20 protein-coding genes and 2 pseudogenes are annotated in these 20,152 nt (G+C 71.0%); 12 read left to right on the top strand and 10 right to left on the bottom strand.

Annotated elements, in window-relative coordinates; all coding sequences use genetic code 11:
• Window positions 1–114: 114 nt before the first annotated feature.
• The 4 genes and pseudogenes from ACIRPK_RS33625 to ACIRPK_RS33610 form a co-directional block, all read right to left on the bottom strand.
• Window positions 115–474 carry a PRC-barrel domain containing protein gene (locus ACIRPK_RS33625; protein ID WP_403045854.1) on the bottom strand — a complete coding sequence of 120 codons (360 nt, stop codon included), beginning with the start codon at window positions 472–474 and terminating at the stop codon, window positions 115–117.
• A gap of 274 nt (window positions 475–748) precedes the next feature.
• Complete coding sequence (locus tag ACIRPK_RS33620; RefSeq protein ID WP_403045851.1) at window positions 749–1,015, bottom strand: DUF4235 domain-containing protein; 267 nt, start codon at window positions 1,013–1,015, stop codon at window positions 749–751.
• Window positions 1,012–1,476, bottom strand: coding sequence for a DUF3618 domain-containing protein (locus ACIRPK_RS33615; protein ID WP_403045849.1), 465 nt, complete (start codon window positions 1,474–1,476; stop codon window positions 1,012–1,014). Before ACIRPK_RS33615 ends, ACIRPK_RS33620 begins: the two co-directional genes overlap by 4 nt.
• A gap of 394 nt (window positions 1,477–1,870) precedes the next feature.
• Window positions 1,871–2,263, bottom strand: a pseudogene (locus tag ACIRPK_RS33610) (YhjD/YihY/BrkB family envelope integrity protein); the annotation flags it as partial.
• A gap of 377 nt (window positions 2,264–2,640) precedes the next feature.
• Here ACIRPK_RS33610 and ACIRPK_RS33605 point away from each other — a divergent pair.
• Together ACIRPK_RS33605 and ACIRPK_RS33600 are read left to right on the top strand one after the other, a co-directional pair.
• Complete coding sequence (locus tag ACIRPK_RS33605) at window positions 2,641–4,122, top strand: MFS transporter (RefSeq protein WP_403045846.1); 1,482 nt, start codon at window positions 2,641–2,643, stop codon at window positions 4,120–4,122.
• Between the two features lie 262 nt (window positions 4,123–4,384).
• Window positions 4,385–4,678 carry a DUF6193 family natural product biosynthesis protein gene (locus ACIRPK_RS33600; protein WP_403045863.1) on the top strand — a complete coding sequence of 98 codons (294 nt, stop codon included), beginning with the start codon at window positions 4,385–4,387 and terminating at the stop codon, window positions 4,676–4,678.
• 292 nt (window positions 4,679–4,970) lie between these two features.
• Here ACIRPK_RS33600 and ACIRPK_RS33595 read toward each other — a convergent pair whose 3' ends face one another.
• Entirely contained in the window at window positions 4,971–5,672 is a 702-nt protein-coding gene (locus ACIRPK_RS33595; protein ID WP_403045844.1) for a class I SAM-dependent methyltransferase, read from the bottom strand.
• Window positions 5,673–6,236: 564 nt separating this feature from the next.
• Between ACIRPK_RS33595 and ACIRPK_RS33590 the strand changes: the two genes are divergently transcribed.
• Window positions 6,237–7,442, top strand: a complete 1,206-nt coding sequence (locus ACIRPK_RS33590) for a PP2C family protein-serine/threonine phosphatase (RefSeq protein WP_403045841.1) — start codon at window positions 6,237–6,239, stop codon at window positions 7,440–7,442.
• Window positions 7,443–7,704: 262 nt separating this feature from the next.
• Here the strand turns inward: ACIRPK_RS33590 and ACIRPK_RS33585 are convergent, their stop codons facing one another.
• The gene (locus tag ACIRPK_RS33585) at window positions 7,705–8,127 is read right to left on the bottom strand and encodes a response regulator (protein WP_403045839.1); all 423 of its coding nucleotides are present in this window, start codon (window positions 8,125–8,127) and stop codon (window positions 7,705–7,707) included.
• Window positions 8,128–8,452: 325 nt separating this feature from the next.
• A complete protein-coding gene (locus ACIRPK_RS33580; RefSeq protein ID WP_403045837.1) occupies window positions 8,453–8,983 on the bottom strand; it encodes a DUF6328 family protein in 531 nt (176 codons plus the stop codon).
• A 423-nt stretch (window positions 8,984–9,406) separates the two neighbouring features.
• Between ACIRPK_RS33580 and ACIRPK_RS33575 the strand changes: the two genes are divergently transcribed.
• From ACIRPK_RS33575 to ACIRPK_RS33560, 4 genes are all read left to right on the top strand, one after another.
• Window positions 9,407–9,772, top strand: coding sequence for a PRC-barrel domain containing protein (locus ACIRPK_RS33575; protein ID WP_403045835.1), 366 nt, complete (start codon window positions 9,407–9,409; stop codon window positions 9,770–9,772).
• 290 nt (window positions 9,773–10,062) lie between these two features.
• Window positions 10,063–12,336 (top strand): catalase, encoded by a 2,274-nt coding sequence (locus tag ACIRPK_RS33570; RefSeq protein WP_403045860.1) that lies wholly within the window; start codon window positions 10,063–10,065, stop codon window positions 12,334–12,336.
• Window positions 12,337–12,427: 91 nt separating this feature from the next.
• Window positions 12,428–12,901, top strand: a complete 474-nt coding sequence (locus tag ACIRPK_RS33565; protein ID WP_403045832.1) for a hemerythrin domain-containing protein — start codon at window positions 12,428–12,430, stop codon at window positions 12,899–12,901.
• 94 nt (window positions 12,902–12,995) lie between these two features.
• The gene (locus ACIRPK_RS33560; protein ID WP_403045829.1) at window positions 12,996–13,466 is read left to right on the top strand and encodes a TspO/MBR family protein; all 471 of its coding nucleotides are present in this window, start codon (window positions 12,996–12,998) and stop codon (window positions 13,464–13,466) included.
• Between the two features lie 271 nt (window positions 13,467–13,737).
• Here the strand turns inward: ACIRPK_RS33560 and ACIRPK_RS33555 are convergent, their stop codons facing one another.
• The 3 genes from ACIRPK_RS33555 to ACIRPK_RS33545 are packed head-to-tail and all read right to left on the bottom strand — an operon-like array spanning window position 13,738 to window position 16,231.
• Entirely contained in the window at window positions 13,738–14,091 is a 354-nt protein-coding gene (locus tag ACIRPK_RS33555; RefSeq protein WP_403045827.1) for an STAS domain-containing protein, read from the bottom strand.
• Window positions 14,088–15,386 carry a PP2C family protein-serine/threonine phosphatase gene (locus tag ACIRPK_RS33550; RefSeq protein WP_403045824.1) on the bottom strand — a complete coding sequence of 433 codons (1,299 nt, stop codon included), beginning with the start codon at window positions 15,384–15,386 and terminating at the stop codon, window positions 14,088–14,090. The genes ACIRPK_RS33555 and ACIRPK_RS33550 overlap by 4 nt, the downstream gene beginning before the upstream one ends.
• The gene (locus ACIRPK_RS33545; protein WP_403045822.1) at window positions 15,383–16,231 is read right to left on the bottom strand and encodes an alpha/beta fold hydrolase; all 849 of its coding nucleotides are present in this window, start codon (window positions 16,229–16,231) and stop codon (window positions 15,383–15,385) included. The genes ACIRPK_RS33550 and ACIRPK_RS33545 overlap by 4 nt, the downstream gene beginning before the upstream one ends.
• Before the next feature lie 688 nt (window positions 16,232–16,919).
• Between ACIRPK_RS33545 and ACIRPK_RS33540 the strand changes: the two genes are divergently transcribed.
• From ACIRPK_RS33540 to ACIRPK_RS33520, 5 genes and pseudogenes are all read left to right on the top strand, one after another.
• Window positions 16,920–17,810 (top strand): SigB/SigF/SigG family RNA polymerase sigma factor, encoded by an 891-nt coding sequence (locus tag ACIRPK_RS33540; protein WP_403045819.1) that lies wholly within the window; start codon window positions 16,920–16,922, stop codon window positions 17,808–17,810.
• Between the two features lie 78 nt (window positions 17,811–17,888).
• Entirely contained in the window at window positions 17,889–18,281 is a 393-nt protein-coding gene (locus tag ACIRPK_RS33535) for an STAS domain-containing protein (RefSeq protein ID WP_403045817.1), read from the top strand.
• Between the two features lie 199 nt (window positions 18,282–18,480).
• Window positions 18,481–18,849 carry an ATP-binding protein gene (locus ACIRPK_RS33530; RefSeq protein ID WP_403045814.1) on the top strand — a complete coding sequence of 123 codons (369 nt, stop codon included), beginning with the start codon at window positions 18,481–18,483 and terminating at the stop codon, window positions 18,847–18,849.
• Between the two features lie 158 nt (window positions 18,850–19,007).
• A pseudogene (locus ACIRPK_RS33525) lies at window positions 19,008–19,400 on the top strand (SDR family oxidoreductase); the annotation flags it as partial.
• A gap of 308 nt (window positions 19,401–19,708) precedes the next feature.
• A complete protein-coding gene (locus ACIRPK_RS33520) occupies window positions 19,709–20,080 on the top strand; it encodes a low affinity iron permease family protein (RefSeq protein WP_403045811.1) in 372 nt (123 codons plus the stop codon).
• The last annotated feature ends 72 nt before the right edge of the window (window positions 20,081–20,152 follow it).

Below are 20,152 nucleotides of genomic sequence, written 5' to 3'. Positions count from 1 at the left end.
GCGCCGCGCGGCCCGCCCCCCCGCCCCCCCCCCCCCCCCCCCCCCCCCCCCCCCCCCCCCCCCCCCCCCCCCCCCCGCCCGCCCCCCCCCCCCCCGCGGTACGACTCTCCTCTGTCAGAGGACGGTGCCGCTGCCGGCGCCGTAGTAGCCGTCGAGGCGGTCGCGGTACTCGTGGTCGCAGGTGTGCTCGATCTGGGTGTACTCGGGGGAGTTCTTGATCTCGTCCTTGGTGCGGTTGATCCACACCGTCTCCTCGACCGTGTCGATGCGGCTGAGGGTGCCGGCGGGGAGCAGGACCTCGCGGCCGAAGATCCACGGGCCGGTGTCGACGACGATGTGCGCGGAGTCGACGTCCTCGGTGTGCTTGTCGATCTTGCCGATGTGGCCGTCGGTGGCCTCGACCCGGTAGCCGGTAAGGTCGGTGCCCGCCGCGTAGCCCTCGGTGCCCTGGTAGCCCCACAATCCGCTGGTCACAACTGCCTCCTCGGCGTCTTGGTTTCGTTCTGACGGTCCGTCGGCTACCCCCGCAACCGGAACGCATTCGTGCGACTTTCCGGGCCGTCGCGCCCGCGCCCCGGCCTGCGTCCGCACGGGTGAACCCGGGTGGCGGAGCCAGGTCCGGGGGCGAGTCATGCGGCCCCGGACGGTTCGTCGAACCGGAGTGCCCACCAGCAACGCTCTCCAGCGTGAGGACTCGTGGTGACGTCCTGACGCTCTCCGTTGTCAGCCGGCGGGGTGGCACTGTCGTTCAGGCCGGCCAGGTGCCGGTGGCGCGTCGGACGGCGGTGGCGCCTGAGCGTTCGACGGTGGCCTTCACCAGGGCGAAGATCGCACCCTGGATCGTGGCGGCGAGGAGGATCTCCCGCCAGGTGCGGTCCTCGTCGGTGGCGTTGGGTGCGTCGTCGTCGTGCCCGATCACCTTCCATGCCTGCTTGAAGGCGACGCCTGCCGCCATGCCGCTGATCACGCCGAGGGCAAGGCCGACCGGCTTGTAGGCGATCTTGGTCTTGTTCACCGCTGCCTCCTGACCCTGCGCACGGCGATCAGGAGCACCACGACAGCAGCACCGCCGGCGAGCAGTGGCAGGCGCCGGGCGCGCGCGGGGTCCGCCATCGGTCCGCTCTCCTGCCACGCGACGTCGGGAGTGCGGTACGCGCTACGGGCTGCCCGGGCGGTCTTTTCGCGCAGGCGCTGCGCTGCGCGGGCGGCCCGGTCCAGGAGCGGGTCGGGGGTGTGGTCCTTCAGCAGTTGGACGCCGTGCTCAGCCGCGTCGTGGATCCGGTCGGTGAGCTCGGCGCCCTTGGCGGCGGCTTGGTCCTTCACGGCGGTGGCCTGGTCGTGCAGTCTCATCTTCCCGTCTGCCTTTCCGGACAGGGCCTCGATGGTGTGGCCGAGTTCTTCGCGGGTGTCCTCGATCTGCTCACGCAGGCGCTCGAAGGTGGGTGCGGGCTCTTGGTCGGGGCGCTGGGTGCTCATCGGTGTGTGCTCCTTGACCTCGGAAATGTCGGCTTCGACGCTGTCGACGGTCTTCGTGGGTACGGGCGGACCGGCCTGCGCGATCTGCTTCCTGCCGGAGACCCGGCAGGCCGGCCCCGCCGAACTGCCCTCCTCCGGCGTCGTGCCGTCTGCCCTTCTCGGTCATCTCCGCCCGTACCAGCCGGAGTTCCCGGTGCACCGGCTCCGACGTCTGCCGGGATGCCCGGGACATCGGTGCGCCCACCGGCTCGTCGGTGCCGGGGGCCCAGCCGATCGGTGCTGCTCACGCGTCCTCACCTCGCTCCCGTGGTCCCGCTCGTAGCCGGTGACGGAGCTGCCGTCGGCGGCGCGTCTAACCTGTCGGTGCCGTCGCATCCCTGGCTGCCGGTGATGGTCACTCGATCCGGCGGTGCTCTTCCTCGCTCCAGGTCCGGGTGGCGCACGGGGCGACGTAGGGCTCCCCGTCTGGCGGGTGCCCGTCGGCGATCTCCGCTCGGAGTGCCGTAAGTCCTGCGGTAGGAGGCGAGGTTGGCGACGTGGACCGCGAAGCAGACCGAGGCAGCCGGCCACCTCAGCGGGGTGCGGAAGCTGCCCGGCGTGACCCATCGGAAGCCGCGTCCGGCAGCGTTGGGCGCCGCCCGGGAGAGCAGGGCGATCATCGCGGTCACCAGCACGACCGGCACCGGCCACCTGACGATCGACCAGATCGTCAGTGCGGTGTCGCCGATCCTCAGGCCGTGTCCAGTTGGCGCACGAGCCCGCCGGTCAGGACCACGAGCAGTGCGCTCGCGCAGGAAGTCGCTGGGGTCGGGCGGTTGGTGTCGGGGCTGAAACCGTCCACGATTTTGACGAGGTACGGCTTGCCCTCGGTGACCCAGTCGAGCGTCAGGTCGTCGCTCCGTCAGATGGAGCCGCCGGGCTACGAGCAGGGGCGATGCCAGGCGGGGCAGGCGCTGGCGACCACCACCGACACCCAGCGCTTTGTCGCACTTGTCCGCGACCTGGCGCCGGTCTTCACCTGCCCCCCTCGGGAGCCTCGCTGTTCTGGACCGGCTGCCCGTCCCTGAGGACCGGCGCGGCGGGTGTGCCGGCGGTCTGGTGGGGCACACGCCCGGGCGGCGCGCCCGGAGGCACCGGGCGCGCGTTCGCTGGAGGGAGGGCGGAATGTCCGCAGCACAACACCGAGTTGCTGGTCCTGGCCCGGTCGAGACGGACGTGCCGGGCCGGCTCGACCGGCTGCCGTGGTCGGCGTGGCACTGGCGGATCCTGATCGGTCTGGGCACGGTGTGGATCCTGGACGGCCTGGAAGTCACCGTGGTCGGCAACCTGGCCGCTCGGCTCGCCGAGCCGGGCAGCGGCATCGCGATCAGCACCGTCCAGGTCACCACGGTGGCCGCCGCGCTGTACGTGGCGGGTGCCTGTTGCGGCGCGCTGTTCTTCGGCTGGCTGACCGACCGGCTGGGCCGCAAGAAGCTGTTCATGATCACCCTGGTGGTGTACCTGGCGGCGACGGCGATCACCGCGCTGTCGTGGACGACCTGGTTCTTCTTCCTGTGCCGGTTCCTCACCGGGTTCGGCATCGGCGGCGAGTACGCGGCGATCAACTCGGCGATCGACGAGCTGATCCCGGCCCGGGTCCGCGGCCGGATCGACCTGATCGTCAACGGCAGCTTCTGGATCGGTGCCGCCCTGGGCGCGTTCGCCTCGATCGCGCTGCTGAACACCTCGCTGTTCGCGACCGACGTCGGCTGGCGGCTCGCGTTCGGGATCGGCGTGGTGCTGGGCCTGGTGATCCTGCTGGTGCGCCGGCACGTCCCGGAGAGTCCGCGCTGGCTGTTCACCCACGGCCGCGGGGAGGAGGCGGAGGCGATCGTCGCGGAGGCCGAGCGGATCGTGGAGCGGGAGACCGGCAAGCCGTTGCCGCCGGTGGACGAGCCGCCGATCCGGATCCGCGAGCGCGGCCCGGTCGGGTTCGTCACCATCGCCCGCACCCTGGTGACGACCTATCGGCGGCGAACGATCCTGGGCCTGTCGCTGTTCATCGGGCAGTCGTTCCTCTACAACTCGGTCACCTTCGGCTACGCGGCGATCCTGACCGAATTCTTCGACGTCCCGGCCGGTGACACCGGTTACTACTTCGCGGTGATCGCGGTCGGCAACTTCCTCGGTCCGCTGCTGCTCGGCCACTTCTTCGACTCGGTGGGCCGCCGTCCGATGATCGCCGGCACGTACATCGGCTCCGGGGTCCTGCTGTTCGGCACCGCCTGGCTGTTCCAGCGCGGTTCGCTGGACGCCACCACGATGACCGCCTGCTGGACGGCGGTGCTGTTCCTCGCCTCCGCGGGGGCCAGTGCGGCCTATCTGACGGTCAGTGAGGTCTTTCCGCTGGAGACCCGGGCGATGAGTATCGCGTTCTTCTACGCGGTGGGCACCGCGGCCGGTGGCATCTCCGGTCCGCTGCTGTTCAACGGTCTGGTGAGCAGCGGTGAGGTGGGCGACGCCTCGCTCGCGTTCTGCATCGGCGCGGGCCTGATGGCGGGCGCCGGTCTGGTCGAGGCTGCGATCGGGGTGAAGGCGGAACGCCGGAGTCTAGAGTCCATCGCGGCCCCGCTCAGCCAGGTTTCCGAGCCTGCGGCCAAGAGCTGACGTCGTCGTGGGGGAGCGTCCCGGACGGGCGTTCCCCCACGACGAACGTGTGGAGCGCCTCCGCGAGGCGTGCGGACTCCTGGGCGTCGAGCCCACCGAGCGGCAGGCAGAACTCGCCGCGTTGGGCGCCCGCTACGAGCTGGCTACCGTGCCACTGCGTGGCCAGGGGGACGATTCCAAGTGGCACTCTCGCCGATCGCTTCCGATCGTCGGTGACCCGTCGCTGGAGCTGCCCGCACCAGCGAACGAGTCGATCCTGGGCATGGACAGACCGGGAGGGCGACCAGCTGTGGCCTCCTACTGTTCTGAGACCGCATTTGAGATCTGTGCTGCCCCGTTCAGCCGCTGCACCGGCTTCCCTTGGTCGCGAGACGTGCCCTCGATCTTTCCCGACCACGGGGGACGGTTCCGCGTGATTCGGCTGTATGAGCCGGGAGGGCAGATCATTGGCTCTCTTACAGCAGATGAGGCCGTGGAGCTCGTGGCCTCGCACCTTCCTGCGGACTGCGGTCCTGCCATTGACGGAACGCCCGACGTCCTCGGACCGCTCAGCTGAGCCAGCCATGCAGGGGATCATCTCCCAGCATCGACGGCTTGCTCCATCCGACGTCGCTGACACTCAGCGCAAGTGATCACGAAACGGACGCCCGCGGACTACGCCGAAGCCCTGGGAGCTGGCCGAAGCCGCCGGCGGGTGCGATCACCATCCCCGTCACTCTCCATGCCCGGCCTCCCGCGCCGGCGGGCTCGTCCACCAGGCGCAGGTCCGATTTCGGTGTGCTGAGGTCTTCCGGAGGGCCTTCGTGGCTTCGTTCCCCGTTGAAGGGCGGGCGCAGCGGTGGAGTTGGTCAGCCGGTTCGGCGGGCGGCGATGAGGTCGGGGCCGGGGGCGCGGACGGGGTGGAGGCCGGCCTGGTGGAGTTCCTCGGTGATCAGGGCGGGGTCGGCCGGCCAGAGGTCGAAGGTCTCGTGCTCGCGGCGCAGGACGCGGCCCTCGCGTTCGACGCGGTAGGCGAACTCGGCACGGATGATGCCGCGTTCGGGGGTGTGGCGGATCTCCGCGTAGTAGTGGTCGGGGCCGACGCGGACCGGTCCGAGGGTGGTGCCGTGCTGGATGTCGGCGGGCAGTGCGGTGGGCGGGGGGTCGAAGAGCAGGAGGCCGCCGGGGACGAGGGATGCACAGACGTGCTTCCAGAGCTCGCGCCGGGTGGCGGGATCGAGGGTGGCGATGACGTTGGAGGCGACGACGAGGTCGGCCACCTGCTCCAGCCCGGCTTCCTGGAGCGGGTGGGGGTGGACCGTGACCCGGGCCCGGCGGTCGGCGCGGACGGCGGCGAGCCGGCTCAGCAGCAGCGAACGCATCGCGGGGGAGGGCTCGACGGCGTGGACGGGGACGGCGGAGGCGGCCAGCAGCACCTGGGTGACGATCCCGCTTCCCGCCCCGACCTCCACCACGCCGGTGACGGCGCGCCGGGCCGCATGGGCGAAGCGCCGCTCGGCCCGGCGCCGGTCGTCCTCGGCCTGCAGCAGGTCGTAGAACTCCGCCGACACCGCATACGCCCTGGAACCCTCGCCCAACGTCTTCGCCTCTCGTAGGACCACACCATGGCGGCCGCCAACCGGCGGCTCCTGCCACGGTGGTCGTCGACCCGTCTTCCCGCTGCTCGCAGTACGACACGTGGCCGACGGTGTGAGTCCGTCGGCCGATCGCACGCTGCGCGTCCAGGTGCGTGCCGCTAGCGGCCTGACATCAGGACGGTTCGCCCGCTCCGCGGCGAGACTGCCCGGGCAGCGAAGTCGACCGGTCGGCGCCCGGGCCCTCGGCTGCCGCCCGCTCCGTTCAGGCGGTCGCGGTGGCGTCCCTGTCCTCGGGGCACCGGGTAGGGGCTCCACTCAGGGCGGGCCGGATCGGTGCTCTCACCGGTCGCGGCGTAGTCCTGTCGCACTGTCCGACCTTCGCCGTTCGGGTACTGGTCCCGCAGGGGTGACGGTGATCGCGGGTGGGCGTGGGCGGACGTCGCCTGCCGCCGGGCCCGGCCCCCGGACGGGTGAACCCTGACGGCGCCCGGCCCCGCCGATCGCACGCTGTGCGGCGCCGTGGGTTCGAGTGGAGGGATGGCAGAACAGCGGACCCCACCCCTCAACCTCGGTGAGCAGCTCCTTGAGGAGTTCCTCACCACCGGCCGCACCACGGATCCGCTCGACGTGGCGGCGATCGCCCAGCGGTACACCGAGGCCACCGGCATCGGTGCCAGCACGGTCTACCTGGCCGACATCCAGCAGAACCTGCTGCTGCCCGTGGGCGGCGGTACCGCCCTGCCGATCGAGGGCACCTTGGCCGGCTGGGCCTTCCGGACCGGGACGCTGCGGGTCGGCGAGGACACCGACACCGGACTGCGCAGCTGGTTCCCGCTGGTGGACGGCGCGGAGCGGCTGGGTGTGCTGGGCGTGCACGCGCAGGCCCTGGACCGAGAGGCGCTGCGCCGCTGCCGACTGATCGCGGCGGTGGTCGCCATGGTGATCACCTCCAAGCGCGACAGCAGTGACAGCTACGCGCGCGGCACCCGGGCCGACACCATGAGCCTGCCGGCCGAGATGCTCCGGGCGTTCCTGCCGGTGCGCACGGTGGCCACCGGGCAGGCGGTCTCCACCGCAGTTCTGGAGCCCGCGTACGACCTCGGCGGGGACGCGTTCGACCACTCGTTGTCGGCGGGTGTGCTGCACGCGGCGGTGCTGGACGCGATGGGCCACGACCTCGCCTCCGGCCTGACGGCGGCGGTCGCCCTGGCGGCCTGCCGCAACGCGCGGCGAAACGGCGCGGACCTCCCCGACCTGGTGCGCACCATCGACGAAGCACTGGCGGGATGGCTGCCCGACCGGTTCGCCACCGGTGTGTTCCTGCGCCTCAACCTCGCGACGGGCACGGTGCACTGGGCCAACTGCGGGCACCCCGCCCCGCTGCTGATCCGCGACGAGGAGGTGGTGCCCGACGCCCTGGTGACGGAGCCGGAGGTGCCACTCGGGCTCGCAGTGGAGCTGGGTGCGTCGCGCACGGTGCACACCGCCTCGCTCCAGCCCGGGGACCGGGTGCTGATCTACACCGACGGGATCGTCGAGGCCAAGGGCACCGACCGGCAGCTGTTCGGACTGGAGCGGTTCACCCAGTTCATCATCCGTGCGACCGCCGCCGGGGAGCCCGCCCCGGAGGCGCTGCGGCGGCTGATCCACGCCCTGCTGGAGCAGCAGGACGCCAAGCTCACCGACGACGCCACGATCATGATGATCGAGTGGCAGCCGACCGGCCCGTCCGGACCGACCTGAGCGGGCTTGCGCTCCCAGCTCCGAGACCGTCAGGTCCGGAGCCCCGTGACCCTGCCGGGCATGGATGCCGGACGGTAACGCTCCATACGCAAGCGAACCCAGCTCAGATGGATGTCCCGATCCGGGGCCGCCAGGACGGGATTTGAGTCTGCGTCCGTTCTCGGCAGGCCGCAGGATGATCTGGGCCCGGACGGTCTTGCCCCAGCGGTCGCAGGTGTGAGCGGCGACGACCGTTGACGACCCGGTGGGGTGTGGCAGCGGGTCAGTTCAGCGCGTCGGCCAGTCTGGTGATGAAGTCGTGTGGGGTCAGGGGTGTGGTGAGGTAGTCCTTTGCGCCGAGTGCGGTGGCTTTGAAGGCTGTTTCCTGATCGTCGGTGTCGCTGACGAGGATTGCGCGTACGTCGGGGTCGTGTGCGCGGAGGGCGGCCAGGGTGGTGCAGCCGTCCTGGCCGGGGAGTGCGGCGTCGAGGATCACCAGGTCGACGGTTCCGTCGAGCTTTTTGTAGGTGATGACGGTTTCCCGGCCGTCGGCCGTCGTTGCGGTGGTCTGGAAGCCTGCTGTGGCGAGGTGATCGCTGACCTGCTTGAGGAGGTGTGCGGAGCCGATGCCGACGAGGACGCGGTGGGGTGTGCCGTCCGGCTTGGCGCCTGGTCGGCCGAGTGCTGTGTCTGTCGTGCGATCCATCGTGCTGACCTTGGCCTCTCTCTCGGGTGGGCGTCTGCCGATCGGCCGGCCCCGTTGCCCTGGACGTGGTGTCGGACCGCTTTCCCTGCAGCCCGGTTCGTACTCTCCTCGGGTGGCACGGTGCCTGGCAGCGGGCCGTGGCGGGCTTGCCTGCGCGGGGGGACGAGGGCACCGAGCACGTGGCGCTCCTCCTCCCCAGCCGGTGTGCACGGCCGACGCCCGGATGAGGGCTCGGGCGCAGACGGCTGTGGTGCACCGGTCTTCTGCCCGCCGGCTGTGTCGGCTCGGGCCGGGCGACGGCCCGTCAACTACTTTTTGCAGTGGGCTACTTCGGGTGGAGGGAGTGGTCGGGCCGGCGGAGCAGGACCTGCGGGAGTATGAGCCAGCTGGTGGCGAAGTAGGCGAGGACGAGGCCGGAGAGGCCCCAGGAGAGGGCGGGGTTGTCGGTGGCGGAGCGCAGCAGCAGGAGCAGCGAGCTGCCGATGGTGAGGGCGAGGAGGGTGAGGCCGAGGGCGAGCATCCGGGAGGCTATGCGGATCAGGGAGGGCTTGAGGTTGCGGCCGGTCGTGATGCGGTGGATGGAGACGGGGGCGATCAGGGTGCCGGTGGCGAGGGCGCCCAGGAGCACGGTGACCACGTAGAGGGTTCGGTCGAAGTGGGGCAGGCCCTCGAAGTGCGGTGTGAAGGCGACGCTGACCAGGAACCCGAAGAGCACCTGGGCGCCGGTCTGGGCGACCCGCACCTCCTGGAGGATCTCGCTCCAGCGCCGGTCCGCCTGCTCCTGTGCGGACTCGTCGCGACCTGGGCCGCCGGAGGTGGTGTGGTTGGTGCGGTTGCGGGCCGGGACGTCGCTCAAGGGGTTCCTCCGTGGCTGCTCTCTCGGGGCGGTGGACAGGTCGGCAGAGCACTCGGGTCGAGGCGAGCGCTCAGCGTGGCCCGGAGTGCTCCTCGATGTGTCGTCCCGCTCGGCTGCCCGCTGCGGTGGCCGGCATGCCGCAGCACTGCACGTACGGGACCGGATGCGCCCTGCTCCTGCACCGAGCGGCTCTCAACGCCAGCAGCGGGTGCCACGTCAGGAGCACCATGCGGGGGCCTCCGCAGTAGTCGACGCCGTACCGCCTGTCCTGCGATCCATCGCCAACAGCCTTGCTTGCCTGCTCAGTTGCCATGCCGGGCCCGGCGCGTTACCGGGCTGCTGGGAGAGTCGTATGCATGCGTTCCGGATGCGGGGGTAGCCGACGGGCTGTCAGAGCGACACCGAAGCGTTGAGGAGGCAGTTGTGACCAGCGGACTGTGGGGCTACGAGAGCACCGAGGGCTACGCGGCGGGCAGCAATCTGACCGGGTACCGGGTGGAGGCCACCGACGGCCACATCGGGAAGGTCGACAAGCACACCGAGGACGTCGACTCCTCGCACATCGTGGTGGACACCGGCCCGTGGATCTTCGGTCGTGAGGTACTCCTGCCGGCCGGCACCATTACCCGGGTCGACGCGGCCGAGGAGACGGTGTGGATCGGCCGCACCAAGGACGAGATCAAGAACTCCCCGGAGTTCGACAAGGACAAGCACACCGACGATCCGCAGTATCTCGCCCAGGTGAGCGACTACTACACCGACGGCTACCGCGGCGGCAGCGCCCTCTGACCGCCGGAGGTGGGACGGCGGGCCGCTCCGGATGGGGGCGGCCCGCCGCTGTGTCCCCCCCGGGGGGCAGGTGCGCCCGTATGGCGCCGCGTGCCGGCGGCTCGCGGGGTGGACGCGGCGCCCGGGTCTGCATCGAGTGCCACGTTCGTGTCCGTCTCGGAGCGTGTACTGCCGACTTCCCGGGGCAGGCGATCAGTCTCAGGTCCACGACGGGCACGCACACGATGCGTAGAAGGAGGTCAGCCCTACCGGCCCCTCCTTGGCCCAGGGCTGCTGATCCGGAGGAAATGATGGACAAGTCGCACTCCGTCCAGAAGGTCGTCGACGCTGTGGCAGAAGCGTTCGACCGGTCGAAGGACCGAGACAGTCCCGACGTGCCGGGAGCACCTGGCCCGGTGCCCCCGACGGGGGCCGAGCCGACCGAGCCACAAGAGCCGCTGCCGCCCAAGGCGGACCAGTCCGCCCCACGCGCAGTGTCCGCGACCGGCCGCACCGGTGCGGGTGACGACGTTCGGGCGCAGGACGGCGGTTTCCTGACGACGGCTCAGGGCCGGCGGGTGGCGGACGGTGACCACTCGCTGAAGGCCGGGCCGCGCGGGCCGGTGCTGCTGATGGACCATCATCTGCGGGAGAAGATCACCCACTTCGACCACGAGCGGATCCCCGAGCGGGTGGTGCACGCCCGGGGTGCCGCCGCGCACGGTGTGTTCCGGGGGTACGGGACCGCGCTCGCGGTGTGCCGGGCGGCGTTCCTGGGCGAGGGGGTGGAGACGCCGGTGTTCGTGCGCTTCTCCACCGTGCTGGGCTCGCGCGGCTCGGCCGACACGGTGCGCGACACCCGCGGCTTCGCGACGAAGTTCGACACCGGCGAGGGTGTCTGCGACCTGGTCGGCAACAACATCCCGGTGTTCTTCATCCAGGACGCGATCAAGTTCCCCGACGTCATCCACGCCGGCAAGCCGCACCCCGACCGGGAGATCCCGCAGGCGCAGTCCGCCCACGACACCTTCTGGGACTTCGTCTCCCTGCACACCGAGGCCACCCACCACACCCTGTGGAACATGTCCGACCGGGGAATCCCGCGCTCCTACCGGACGATGGAGGGCTTCGGCGTCCACACCTTCCGCCTCGTCAACGCCGAAGGCGCCTCCAGCCTGGTGAAGTTCCACTGGAAGCCGAAGGCCGGCGTGCACTCGCTGGTCTGGGAGGAGGCCCAGCTGATCAACGGGACGGACCCTGACTTCCACCGCCGCGACCTGGCCGACGCCATCGAGTCCGGTGCCTTCCCGCAGTGGGAGCTCGGCATCCAGGTCTTCCCTGACACCGATGACCAGACCTGCTACGGAATCGACCTGCTCGATCCGACCAAGCTCGTCCCCGAGGAACTCGCCCCGGTCCAGCCGATCGGCCTGATGACCCTGACGGCCAACCCGACAAACTACTTCGCCGAGACCGAGCAGGGGGCCTTCCACCCAGGCCACCTCGTGCCCGGGATCGACGTCACGGACGACCCGCTGCTGGCGGGGCGGCTGTTCTCCTACCTCGACACCCAGATCACCCGCCTCGGCGGCCCGAACTTCGCGCAGATCCCGGTCAACCGCACCCACGCGCCGGTCAACGACATGCTTCGCGACGGCTTCCACCAGGACGCCGTGCACCCCGGCGTCGCCCCGTACAAGCCGAACTCTCTGGACGGTGGCTGTCCGTTCTTCGCCGGCGCCTCCGACGGCGGCTACGTCGAATTCCCCGCTCCGGTGGTCGCCGCCGCGAAGGTCCGCGAGGCTCCGGCCTCGTTCGCGGACCACTTCAGCCAGCCCCGGCTGTTCTGGCTCAGCCTCACCCCCACCGAGCAGCAGCACGTCGTCGCCGCCTACACCTTCGAACTCTCCAAGGTCTACGAGCAGGCGATCAAGGAACGCACCCTCCAGGTCCTCGCCAACATCGACCCCCGCCTGTGTGCCGAGGTCGCCCAGGGCCTGGGCCTGCCCGCCCCGCAACGGTCCGGGCAACTCGCCGACGTCGAGCCGAGCCCGGCCCTGTCCCAGCTGACCGGTGCCGCCTGGCCGGTCGAGGGCAGGGTGGTCGGCATCGTCGTCGACCCCGCCGGTGACCTCGACCGTGTGCGCGAGGCCCGCGACGCCGTCCGGGCGGCCGGGATGACCGCCCTGCTCATCGGCCCCACCGGCGCGGCCCTGGCTGACGACGTCCCGGTGCAGCGCACCTTCGCCGCCACCCGCTCGGTGGAGTTCGACGCCCTCGTGGTCCTTGCCGCGCCCGCTCCCGGAGCCGACGACCTGGGAGCGCGCGACGCGAAGTCCGCCCCACCCGCCGCAGCCGACAGCGTGGACTCCAGGATCGCCCTGTTGGTGAGCGAGGCGTACCGGCACGCGAAGCCGCTGGCCGGCACCGGCGCCGCGCTCCCCGTGTGGGTGTCGGCCGCCATCGACTACCAGGCACCCGGCATCGTCACCACCGACGACACCTCCGAGCTCGTCACCGCCCTGGTGCGCCTTCTCGGCGCTCACCGGGCCTGGGACAGGTTCCCCCCGGCCGGTGCTGTCTGAGCCCTGCCACCAGGCGAGGGCTGTCCAACCGTTCAGCCGCCTGACGGTGCTTCACCCACCCGTATCCCTACCGCTGATGAGGAGATTTCCCGTGGACGCGATCGTGCTGCTCAAGGAAGACCACAAGACGGTGGAGAAGCTGTTCAAGGAGTTCGAGAAGGCCGGCGACACCGCCTACAAGCACAAGCGGGACATCGCCGACAAGGTGATCGAGGAGCTCACGATCCACACCTGGATCGAGGAGAAGATCTTCTACCCGGCCGCCCGCGAGGCCGCCCCCGACACCGGTGACGACGTGCTGGAAGGCGTCGAGGAGCACCACGTGATGCTGTGGCTGCTCTCCGAGCTCGCGGGGATGGACCCGAAGGACGAGCGCTTCGACGCCAAGATGACGGTGCTGATGGAGAACGTGCGCCACCACGTCGAGGAAGAGGAGAAGGACTGGTTCCCCGAGGTCCGCAAGGCCATGGGCCGCAACCGCCTCACCGAACTCGGCGGAGAGCTCGATGCCGCCAAGCCGACCGCCCCGCGCGACCCGCTAAAGGTCCCCAGCGCCCGCGACTGACCGGCCGCAGCAGGCCCGGCGCGCACCGGTGCGAGGGCCGGCCGGTGCGCGCGGACCCCGCCCGTTCAGATCCCCGAGGTGCAGGAGGCACACGATGAGCAGCAACCGGAGCATCCGGGCGGTCGTCGCCGCCGCGGTGGCGGCGACCGCCGCCGTCGGCGCGGCCGGAGTGGACACCGACAGCTCCTGGTACCGCAACCTCGACAAGCCCGCCTGGCAGCCGCCACCGCCTGCCTTCGGCATCACCTGGACGGCCCTGTACGGCCTGATCGCCGTCGCCGGCGGCCGCGCCCTGGTACGCACGACCGGCCCCGAGCGCACCCGGCTCGCGCTGCTCCTCGGAGCCGACCTGGCACTGAACGCCGGGTGGAACTGGCTGTTCTTCCGGGCCCGCCGCCCGCGCCTGGCCCTGGCCGAGCTCGTCGTGCTCCAAGGGGTGAACCTGGCGCTGACCGACCGGGTCCGCCGCGTGGACCCGGTGGCCGGCGCCGCCCTGGTGCCGTACGCCGGGTGGACCGGGTTCGCCGGTGCGCTGAACACCTCGTTGGTCATCCGCAACCGCTGACCGCCGACGCCGGTCCGAGGACTCCTGACCCTGCTCGTCATCGCCTTCGACGTCGGTGTCCTCGACAGCTGACCGGCCGGCCTTCGGCCGGATCACGCCGGAGCGTGGGTACTGTCCGGCCGGGGCGCGGCACGCGGGCGTACGGGTGCGCCGGCGGCCCGTACCCGGCACCTGTGCGTCGCGGCACCTGCCGTGAACCGTTCCGGGTCCGCTCCTCCAGGCGTTTCCGGTAGCGCCGTCGAGGAAGCCCGGAGGAGGTGGGCCCGGTTGGTCACCCGGCCGGTGAGCTGGAGGCGATGGCTGTCGCCGCGTCGGGGTGCAGGGTGAAGACGCGGTCCAGGCCGACGATCCGCAGGATGCGAAGGGTGTTGTCGGGGACCGCGGCGATCGCGATGGCCACCTCCTTCTCGGTGGCGAGGTTGCGGGCGGCGAGCAGGGCGGTGATACCGCTGGAGTCGCAGAACTTCAGGCCGGCCAGGTCCAGGACCAGAAGCTGACCGCCCGTGAGGGCGATGTCCGCCACGGCCTGGCGGAGTCGGGGTGCCGTCTCGTAGTCGAGGTCACCGGTGATCCCCAGGACGGGACCGGTGGCTGCGTCTGTGATGGTGATCGTCAGCGAACTCATGTCAGGTCTTCACTCGCGGAGGTGGGAAGGGCGGTGGTGGGCGGGGTGGGAGCGCCGAGGGCGAGCAGCGCGGTGTCGTCGTCGAGGCCGTCGCCGAATCCTGTGATCAGTCCGGTCAGGGCGCCGATCAGGGCCTGGGGTCCGGCGGCGGGCAGGCCCGCGGTGAAGGCGAGCAGCGCGTCCTCGCCGTAGAGGGCGCGCTCGGGTCCGACGCGGGCCTCGGTGAGGCCGTCGGTGTAGAGGAGCAGGGTGTCGCCGGGGTGCAGTCGGGTGTGTGCGGCGGTGAACTCGGCGTCGGGCAGGACGCCGACGAGCATGCCGCCGGGGGTGGGCAGGTAGCCGGTGCGGCCGTTGGCGCGCTGGACGAGCGCGGAAGGGTGGCCGCCGGAGGCCAGGTGGACGTCGACGCTGTCGCCGTTCGGTTGCAGGACGCCGAAGACGGCGGTGCAGTAGCGGGTGTCGCCGCTGGTGTACCGCTCGTGCAGCACGGTGTTCAGGGTGCTCAGCACTCTGAGCGGGTCGGGTTCGTGGAGAGCGGCCGCGCGCAGTGTGTAGCGGGTCAGCGAGGTGACCGCGGCGGCTTGGGGGCCCTTGCCGCACACGTCGCCGAGGAAGAAAGCCCACCGCCCGGCGTCCACGGGGAACAGGTCGTAGAAGTCTCCGCCGAGCAGGTCCGGTGAGGCCGTGTTGTAGTACGAGGCGGCTTCCAGGCCGGGGACGGCGGGCAGCGTGGCGGGCAGCAGGCTCTGCTGCAGGACGGCCAGGGCTTCCTGCAGGCGTGCCCGGTCGGCCTCGGCCTGCCGGCGTGCTTCCTCGGCCGCCTTCCGGCCGTGCAGCAGTTCGCTCTCGTAGGCGCGGCGGTCGCGGGCGTCGAAGACGGTGGTGCGGACCAGCAGTGGTTCGCCGTCCGCGGTGGTCTTCACCTTCGAGGTGACCAGCACGGGCATCCGCTGCCCGTCGGCGGCCTTGATCTCCAGGGCGATGCCGTTGATCTCGCCCTTCATGCGGAGCAGCGGGGCGAAGTGCGTTTCGTGGTAGATCCTGCCGCCCACGCCGAGGAGGTCGGTGAACCTCATCCGGCCCACCACCTGGGACCGCTCCAGGCCGAGCCATGCCAGCAGGGTGGCGTTGATCTTGGCGATGGTGCCGTCCATCAGCGTCGACAGGTAGCCGCACGGAGCCTGGTCGTACAGTTCCTCCGCACTGTCCTCCAGCAGCGAGGTGAATGCGGTGTCGGTGGCGCTGGTGTCCGGGTCCCCGTCGGGGTCCTGGATCTCGTCGGTGCGGCACATCATCGGCCGGCCCCCGCGAAGTCCAGGATCGCTGCGGCGGTGGCCTCGGGGGCGCTCAGCTGCGGGCAGTGCCCCGTCGCCTCCAGGGTGACCAGCCGGCTTCCGGGAATCGCGGCGTGGACGTAGGCCCCGACCTCGCGCGGGGCGATCGCGTCCTGGCGGCCCTCCAGCACCAGCGTCGGTACCGCCACCGTCTTCAGGTCCTGGCGGCTGTCGGACAGGAACGTGGTGCGGGCGAACACCCGGGCCATGTCCGGGTCGGTCGCGCAGAACGAGGCGGTCAGCTCCTCGCCGAGCTCCGGCCGGTCCGCGTTGCCCATGATCACCGGTGCCATCGCCGCCGACCAGCCCAGGTAGTTCGCGTCCAGGGACTCCAGCAGCTCGTCGATGTCCTCGGCGCTGAACCCGCCCTGGTACCCGGCGTCGTCGATGTAGCGGGGCGAGGGTGCCACCATGGCCAGGCGGGAGAAGTACTGCGGCGCCCGCGCGGCCGCCAGGACGCCGACCATGGCGCTGACCGAGTGCCCCACGAAGGTCACCTCCCGCAGGTCCAGCGCCTCGCAGACCTCCAGCACGTCCGCGGCGTAGCCCTCCAGGGAGCTGTAGCGTTCCTCGCTCCAGGTGCCGTGGGCGGAGCGGCCCGAGCCCACGTAGTCGAAGAGCACGACCCGGTAGTGCTCGGCCAGCGCGGGAACGACCAGGCGCCACATGTTCTGGTCACACCCGAACCCGTGAGCCAGCAGCAGCACCGGCCCGTCCGCACGGCCGGTGACCGTGACGTTGTTCCTGCGGCGGATCGAGCCTGGTTCACTCGGGCGGACACCCTCGTGCCAGGGCTGGCTGTTCATCGCTGTGTGCTCCTTGATCCCGGCCACATCGGCCTCGACACTGTAGAGGGTCTGCTCAGGCCCAGGCGGACAGGCCTTCGCGGTTCTGCCGCCCTGCCGGGAGCACGGACCCGAAGCCCGGTGAGCCTGGCCTCAGGAAGGACTCGCGAGACCACGACGGCCACCAGCCGACCCTCCGAGACGTGCGTAGGCAACCCGGTATCCGGGTCCGCCTACCCCGAAGCGGGCCAGGTACGCGCCGGCCCACGTGGTGATCACTCCAGCGGGCGCAGCTTCGCCCGGGGCCCGTCGGCCGATACGTGGCCGCGCGGCACCGGCAGAGCGGGACGCGGCCCGCCGTGTGCCGGTGGTGTGCGGGTGGGCCGGATCAAGGGGGTCCGACGCCACCGGCAAGAAGCGCACCGCCGCGCCGCTGCGCGAGAAGGAGGACCTGGGCGCCCTCACCAAGGCCGAGCTCCACCAGCGGGCCACCGCCCCGGGCATCGCCCACCCCTCCACGATGACCCGCGACGAACTCCAGAAAGCCCTCGCGGAAGGAAGCGGCACGGCCGAGACCGATGTCGGCGGCCTCACCGACTCGGTGGGGCACAGTCACCCGCGCCATAGATGTGTACGCAATGAGGGGGAGTGCAATCGAAAATCGGGGGTAGTCGGGTGCGGACCGTACTGCTCGAGCGAAGGGACCGACATGGCTGTGGCCAGTGACGAACTCCGCCAGGACGCGTGCGTAACCGGTGAGGTGGAGGCCGTTCGTCCAGTGCGGTCCTTCGACGTTGCGCCCGAGCTGGAGGGGATCGAGAAGCTGCGGGCGGTAGCTCCCACCGACGCACGGGACATGAGCCGGGTCCTGCTGGTGCGGCTCGCCGCACTGGAGGAGGGCACCCGCGAGTACTCCTACGTCCGCGGCTGCCTGGTCGAGCTCAACCTGTCGCTGGTGCGGTTCGTGCTGCCCCGCTTCGGCTCGCACCGCGAGCCCACGGAGGACCTGATGCAGGTCGGCGCGGTCGGGCTGATCAAGGCCATCGACCGCTTCGACCCTGAGCACGGCGTGGAGTTCAGCACCTTCGCGATCCCCACCATCCTCGGTGAGATCCGCCGGCACTTCCGCGACAGCACCTGGGCCGTCCACGTCCCCCGGCGCCTCCAAGAGCTGCGCCTGACCCTCGCGAAGGCTCAGGACGCGCTCTCCCAACGGCTCGACCGCTCGCCGACCGTGGCCGAACTCGCCGCTCACGTCGGCCTCTCACAGGAGGAGGTCGTGGAGGGGCTGAACGCTGCCAACGCCCACACCACCGACTCCCTGAACCAGCCTGCGAGCGAGGACGACGAGGGCCCGGGCGCGCTCGCCGCCCGCTTCGGCAAGACCGACGACCGGTTCGGCCTGATCGAGAACCTCGTCTCGCTCCGGCCCCTGATCGCGACCCTGCCCGAGCGGGACCGCCTCATCCTGTCGCTGCGCTTCACCCACGAGATGACGCAGTCCCAGATCGGCGAGCACCTCGGGCTCTCCCAGATGCACGTCTCCCGTCTGCTGGCCCGCATCCTCACCCGGCTGCGGGTGGGCCTGGAAGCGGCCTGACCGTTCACCCCGGGCCTGCGGCCGACGACCGCCGCCCGGCCGCGCCCCGGACTGACGACGTTCCACAAGGGGATGACCATGCCCGGGTACGAACACCCTCTCCCGCTCGACGCACAAGCCCCCGGTGACACCGACGACATCCACGTCGAAGCGCGCCCAGCTCCCGACTACACCCTGGTCACCCTCACTGGCGACCTGGACGTCGATACCCTCGGGCCGGCCAAGGACGCACTCGAACGGGCCTTCTGGGACAACCAGGTCGTGGTCGCCGACCTCGAACACGTCACCTTCTGCGACTCCTCCGGCCTCAACCTGCTCCTGCAGATCCGCGCGAACGCCCTCGCCGCCGGCGCCCAGCTGCGCCTGGCCTCGATATCCCAGCCGGTGCGACGGCTGCTGGAACTCACGGGAGCCGAAGCGGCATTCGACCTCTACCCCACCGTGCCGGCCGCCCTCGCCCGCACCACATGAGTCTTGGCGACGTCGAGACCGGCACGGTGGCGACACCATGCCCACCCGTATCAGGCGTGTCACAGCAAGCAGGCGTACAGTCCGTGAACGACCTCCGCTGCGAAGGGCTGACCGTATGAACGCCCCCCGGGAGCGAGCCAACGGCCACCGCCCCGGACACCCTCTGCCCGTCCTTCCCCCGGGCAGCCAACGCCGCCGGATGGCTCTCACAGGTCGTCAGCGGCCGGTCGGCGCGTCCCGGAGTTTCACCCGCACGGCCCTCGTCGACTGGGGCTGGCCGGATCTGGACGACGTTCTGCTGCTGGTCGCCGAACTCGTCGCCAACGCGACGCTGCACGGCGGCGGCCCGATCGACCTCCTCCTGGACGCCAACAGCAAGCGGCTGCGGATCGAGGTCAACGACGCCTCGGCGCTCCTGCCCGCCCCGCGCGAACCGCACCACCCGGCCAGGCCCGGCGGACACGGTCTGTTCATCGTCTCCCGCACCTGCCGCCGCTGGGGCGCCACCCCTCAACCCTGGGGGAAAACCGTATGGGCCGAGATCGACGCCCACCCGCCGTCCCCCTGAGCCGACAAGCGCATCCCGCAGGCCCGGCCCGGTTCCAGATCGTCGACTTCCTCCGTCCCACCGAACCGGAGCCCGCCGAGCGGGATCTGCCGGACGAAGGCGTGGGCGTACGACGCGGCCAGGGGCCACACCCTGCGCGACCCTGCGAGTGCACCTTCGTCGACAAGGCCGCGAGCGAACTGGGCGGCCTCGACCTGCTCGTCAACAACGCCGCCTACCAGATGGCGCAGCCGGACGGGATCGAGGCGATCACCACCGAGCAGTTCGACCGGGTGATGAAGACCAACCTCTACGGCATGTTCCGGCTCACCACCCACAACCTCGCCCAGATGCTCGCCGAGCGCGGAATCCGGGCCAACGCCGTGGCGCCGGGTCCGGTCTGGACCCCGCTGATCCCGGCGACGATGCCCGATGCGACGCAGTTCGGAAGGCAGTCACCGCTTGGCCGGCCCGCGCAACCGGCCGAGATGGCGCCCGCCTACGTGTTCCTCGCCTCCGACGCCGCCTCCTACATCACCGGCGAGATCGTCAACGCCACCGGCGGAACCCCCCCTGCCATCACGCCGGGCGAAGCCTTGCGGGCCGACGTCGTCGGAGTCGGCGGGTCGAGGCTGGGAGTCTGCCGTCGTCGTGGTCGCAGGATCCACACGCGGGTGCGGTGGGTGGTCGGCCGCGTGGTCCCTTCGGCGTGCGGCTGCCGGATCCGGGTAGCCGCACACCGAAGGCAGCGGCCGGATGCCGCGGGTGATCTGGGCGTGTCGGCGCCCCGGCTGGCGTGCTTGGGCGTCTGGGGCGAGCAGGACGAAAGCACCGGCTGCTGCCGGTCTGGATACGAACGAGGCCGTGAGGACGTGAGAACGTGACGCTGGAGCATCCTGCACGTAGGCGCGATGACGGTCGGCGGGGGCGGTTCGAGCAGTTCGCCGAGCTGGCGTCGAACTTCACGAGTTCGCCACTGTTCGCAGGCTTGTGCGTCTGCCTGGTGGCCGGGTTTGTCGTGGTGCACGTGGTGGGCCTTTCGAGCGAGTGGCAGTTGCTGGTGGGTGACTCGATGGCGGCGGTGACGCTGTTGCTGCTGGCCATGCTGAAGAACTCCGAGCGTCGGGCCGAGCACGCGATCCAGCGCAAGCTGGACGCGATCGCCCGGGCGATGCTGGAGCAGCAGGAGGGTGAGGGCGGGCAGGCGCGTGAGGACCTGCGCAAGGCCGTCCGCCTGGAGGAGCGTCAGTAGCACCCGCGCTGCCCGAGGCTGCCCTGTGCCCGCGGATGGGTGCGGACAGGTAGCTGATTCCGCTGATCGCGG

Origin of the sequence: Kitasatospora sp. NPDC101801 (genome assembly GCF_044766665.1) — a bacterium.
In the GTDB taxonomy this organism is placed as follows: Bacteria; Actinomycetota; Actinomycetes; order Streptomycetales; family Streptomycetaceae; genus Kitasatospora.
This window is presented reverse-complemented; position numbering and strand designations above follow the sequence as displayed.

Bases quoted from the DNA above. Each gene is read 5' to 3' on its own strand.
- ACIRPK_RS33615 (WP_403045849.1), bottom strand. From the start codon at position 1,476: ATGAGCACCCAGCGCCCCGACCAAGAGCCCGCACCCACCTTCGAGCGC.
- ACIRPK_RS33605 (WP_403045846.1), top strand. From the start codon at position 2,641: ATGTCCGCAGCACAACACCGAGTTGCTGGTCCTGGCCCGGTCGAGACG.
- ACIRPK_RS33600 (WP_403045863.1), top strand. From the start codon at position 4,385: ATGGACAGACCGGGAGGGCGACCAGCTGTGGCCTCCTACTGTTCTGAG.
- ACIRPK_RS33590 (WP_403045841.1), top strand. From the start codon at position 6,237: ATGGCAGAACAGCGGACCCCACCCCTCAACCTCGGTGAGCAGCTCCTT.
- ACIRPK_RS33585 (WP_403045839.1), bottom strand. From the start codon at position 8,127: ATGGATCGCACGACAGACACAGCACTCGGCCGACCAGGCGCCAAGCCG.
- ACIRPK_RS33570 (WP_403045860.1), top strand. From the start codon at position 10,063: ATGGACAAGTCGCACTCCGTCCAGAAGGTCGTCGACGCTGTGGCAGAA.
- ACIRPK_RS33560 (WP_403045829.1), top strand. From the start codon at position 12,996: ATGAGCAGCAACCGGAGCATCCGGGCGGTCGTCGCCGCCGCGGTGGCG.
- ACIRPK_RS33555 (WP_403045827.1), bottom strand. From the start codon at position 14,091: ATGAGTTCGCTGACGATCACCATCACAGACGCAGCCACCGGTCCCGTC.
- ACIRPK_RS33550 (WP_403045824.1), bottom strand. From the start codon at position 15,386: ATGATGTGCCGCACCGACGAGATCCAGGACCCCGACGGGGACCCGGAC.
- ACIRPK_RS33545 (WP_403045822.1), bottom strand. From the start codon at position 16,231: ATGAACAGCCAGCCCTGGCACGAGGGTGTCCGCCCGAGTGAACCAGGC.
- ACIRPK_RS33540 (WP_403045819.1), top strand. From the start codon at position 16,920: ATGGCTGTGGCCAGTGACGAACTCCGCCAGGACGCGTGCGTAACCGGT.
- ACIRPK_RS33535 (WP_403045817.1), top strand. From the start codon at position 17,889: ATGCCCGGGTACGAACACCCTCTCCCGCTCGACGCACAAGCCCCCGGT.
- ACIRPK_RS33530 (WP_403045814.1), top strand. From the start codon at position 18,481: ATGGCTCTCACAGGTCGTCAGCGGCCGGTCGGCGCGTCCCGGAGTTTC.